2 protein-coding genes are annotated in these 2,943 nt (G+C 29.8%); both read right to left on the bottom strand.

Features of this window, described 5'->3' with window-relative positions; translation table 11 throughout:
- Window positions 1–403 precede the first annotated feature (403 nt).
- Entirely contained in the window at window positions 404–2,188 is a 1,785-nt protein-coding gene (locus tag CN514_RS21205) for an ABC transporter ATP-binding protein (RefSeq protein ID WP_098234281.1), read from the bottom strand.
- Window position 2,189: 1 nt separating this feature from the next.
- On the bottom strand, window positions 2,190–2,943 hold a 754-nt coding region (locus CN514_RS21200; protein ID WP_141529460.1), incomplete at its 5' end, for an ABC transporter ATP-binding protein.

Genomic DNA, 2,943 nt, shown 5'->3' with positions numbered 1-2,943 from the left:
CAATTAGTCATTTTAACTAAATTTTAATTATTATAAAATAATAAACAAAGAGTATATTAAACGATTTTTAGTAAAAATTGGTGCTTTAACACTAAAACATTCTAATTCCTCTCTACCTTCCTAATCTTCAAGACACCCCACATTTGAACCATTATTGTGATTTTTCCCTATTCATTTCGGTACCATTCTACTATTTATAAATTAACTAATTTTATTATTAACTAAATAATTTATGTAATGTTGAATTTACTAAGATAATTTAACACATAAAACTGATAACTTCAGTTTCGATTAATCTAGCTTCACTTTATGAATATATTAATAATGAATTAATTTTTACTAATATCCTCCTGAATATAGTTCTAAATAAAAAAAGCAGCTAGAAAATCTAGCTGCTTTTTCATTAATCGGCCAATAATAAAGATCCTTTATTTTGTAATAGATACATATTATAGTACAATCCTTGTTTTGCAAGAAGTTGTTGATGGTTGCCTTCTTCTACGATTTTTCCTTTGTGCAATACATATATGCAATCAACATCTTGAATTGTTGATAAACGATGAGCAATGATAACAGTAGTTCTACCTTTTCTCATCTCTGTTAAAGCTTCTTGAATTGCTTCTTCTGTTTCACTATCAATATTTGCAGTTGCTTCATCTAATATCAGAATAGTAGGTTTAGCTGCGATCGTTCTTGCAAACGTGATTAATTGGCGCTGTCCACTTGATAAAGTTGAACCTCTTTCAACAACTGCCTCATCATACCCGTTTGGTAATTTTTCAATAAATTCATTCGCTCTCACTAATTCGGATGCTTCTTTAATTTCTCTATCAGTTATATTGTTATTATACATTGAGATATTTCCTTTTATATCTCCAACAAATAAGTATGGATCTTGTAAAACTAATCCGATATTAGAACGTAATTCACTTTCTTCAAATGTTGATAGTTTTTGATCATCAATCTGAATTCCCCCGTCTTTCACATCGTAAAAACGTAATAATAGATTCATAATTGTTGACTTACCACTTCCTGTATGACCAACAAAGGCAACTGATTGACCTGGTTTAACTGAGAATGAAATATCATGAATGACATTGTGCACTCCGTCATATGCGAATGATACATTTTTGAAATCAATACTTCCTTCTTTTACTTTTGGTAAGTCAGTTCCAACTTTAGTAGGAGCTTTTTGCTCTTCATCCATTAAGTCAAATACTCTAGATGATGATACAACAGCTTGCTGTAATAAAGATAATTTCATCATCATTTGCGTAATCGGTTCAAAAAATCTTTCTAAATAACTTACAAATGCATAAACTGTACCAATCTCAACTGGATTACTAAAAGAAGTAATGCCAAAGAAGCTAAGAACAAACATTATTCCAATTGTATAAATTAAATCTGTTGCCGGTCTTAAAAACAGAGAATCTAATCGTATTGTTTTTACACCTGCATTATAGTGAGACTTATTTACACCCTCAAATTCATTTTGTAATCTTTTTTGTTGGTTAAATGCTTGTATGATTGACATACCTTGTAAGTGCTCGTTTAATTTAGCATTTAAATTACTTAACTGTCCTCTAGTTTCCATAAAAAATGGAAAACTCTTTTTACGATAGGTTAGTATAATAAAATAAACAATTACAACTAACCCTACACAAATTGTTGCTAATTTAGCGTCTAATGAGTACATCGCAATAATGATTCCCACTAAAAAGACAATTTGCTGGATAAACGTTGCGAGTACACTAACGTAAAAATCTTTAATAGCTTCTGTATCATTCGTAATTCTTGATACAATGCTTCCAATCGGCGTTTTATCAAAAAATGAAAAAGCTAATGAATGTACATGCTCATAAACTTTCATTCTTATATCTTGAACAACTTTAAAAGCAATTTGTTGAAACATTAAAAGCTGTAAATATGATAAAACAATTTTGCCGACTGTTATTGCAACATATATTGAAAATAACATTACGATTGTATCTTTTGGAAAATACCTTTTCATTAAATGATCATCTAGAAATCTTTTAACTAAAATTGGACCATACATTTCACATGCTGTTGCAAGGAATAAGAAAATAAATGCAAAAGTCAGTAAAACTTTATATTTTTTTAGAAATGAAAGAAGACGTATTAAATCTTTTTTCTGCCTTTTAGCATCGATTTCAATCTCTTGATTCATTTTATCTCCCTCCTTGCTCTACTAGTTCTTCTAGTTGTTGTCTTTCAAACATTTCTTTGTACCAACCATCAATTTGAACTAAATCTTCATGTTTACCTCTTTGTATAATTCTTCCTTCGTCTAAAACGATGATTAAATCACTATGCATGACAGCACTCATACGATGAGAAGTAATAAATGTTGTTTTCCCACTTCTCTCATCCTTTAAAGAGTGTAATATTTTTTCCTCTGTTTTGGCATCCACCGCAGATAAACAGTCGTCTAATATTAAAATATTAGGGTTTTTAATTAAAGATCTAGCGATTGAAATTCTTTGTTTCTGTCCTCCGGATAATGATACTCCTCTTTCACCTACAATTGTATCGTAGCCTAATGGGAATTCTAAAATATCCGCATGAATATTAGCAATCTCGGCAGCTTTATGTACTGTTTCGATTGAAGAATCAATTTGGCTAAACGCTATATTTTCCTTAACTGATGATGAAAATAAGAAATGTTCTTGAGGTACATAACCGATATGTGATCTTAGTGATAATAAAGTTGTATCTTTAATATCTAAATCGCCAACTGAAATACTCCCGTTAACTACTTCATATTCTCTCAATAAAAGTTTTAAAAGAGTTGTTTTTCCATGACCAGTTTTACCAACAATTCCAATTGTTTGACCTTCATGAACATTAAAATAGATGTCCTTTAATTCAAAATTTGATTCTTCATTAAACTTAAATGAATCAATTGAATAAGTAATTGCACCC

Origin of the sequence: Bacillus sp. AFS001701, from assembly GCF_002559405.1 — a bacterium.
In the GTDB taxonomy this organism is placed as follows: Bacteria; Bacillota; Bacilli; order Bacillales; family Bacillaceae_G; genus Gottfriedia.
Note: the sequence above shows the minus strand (reverse complement) of the source record. Positions and strands in the feature narration are given on the sequence as shown.

Coding starts and splice junctions, on each gene's coding strand:
- CN514_RS21205 (WP_098234281.1), bottom strand. CDS start 2,188: ATGAATCAAGAGATTGAAATCGATGCTAAAAGGCAGAAAAAAGATTTA.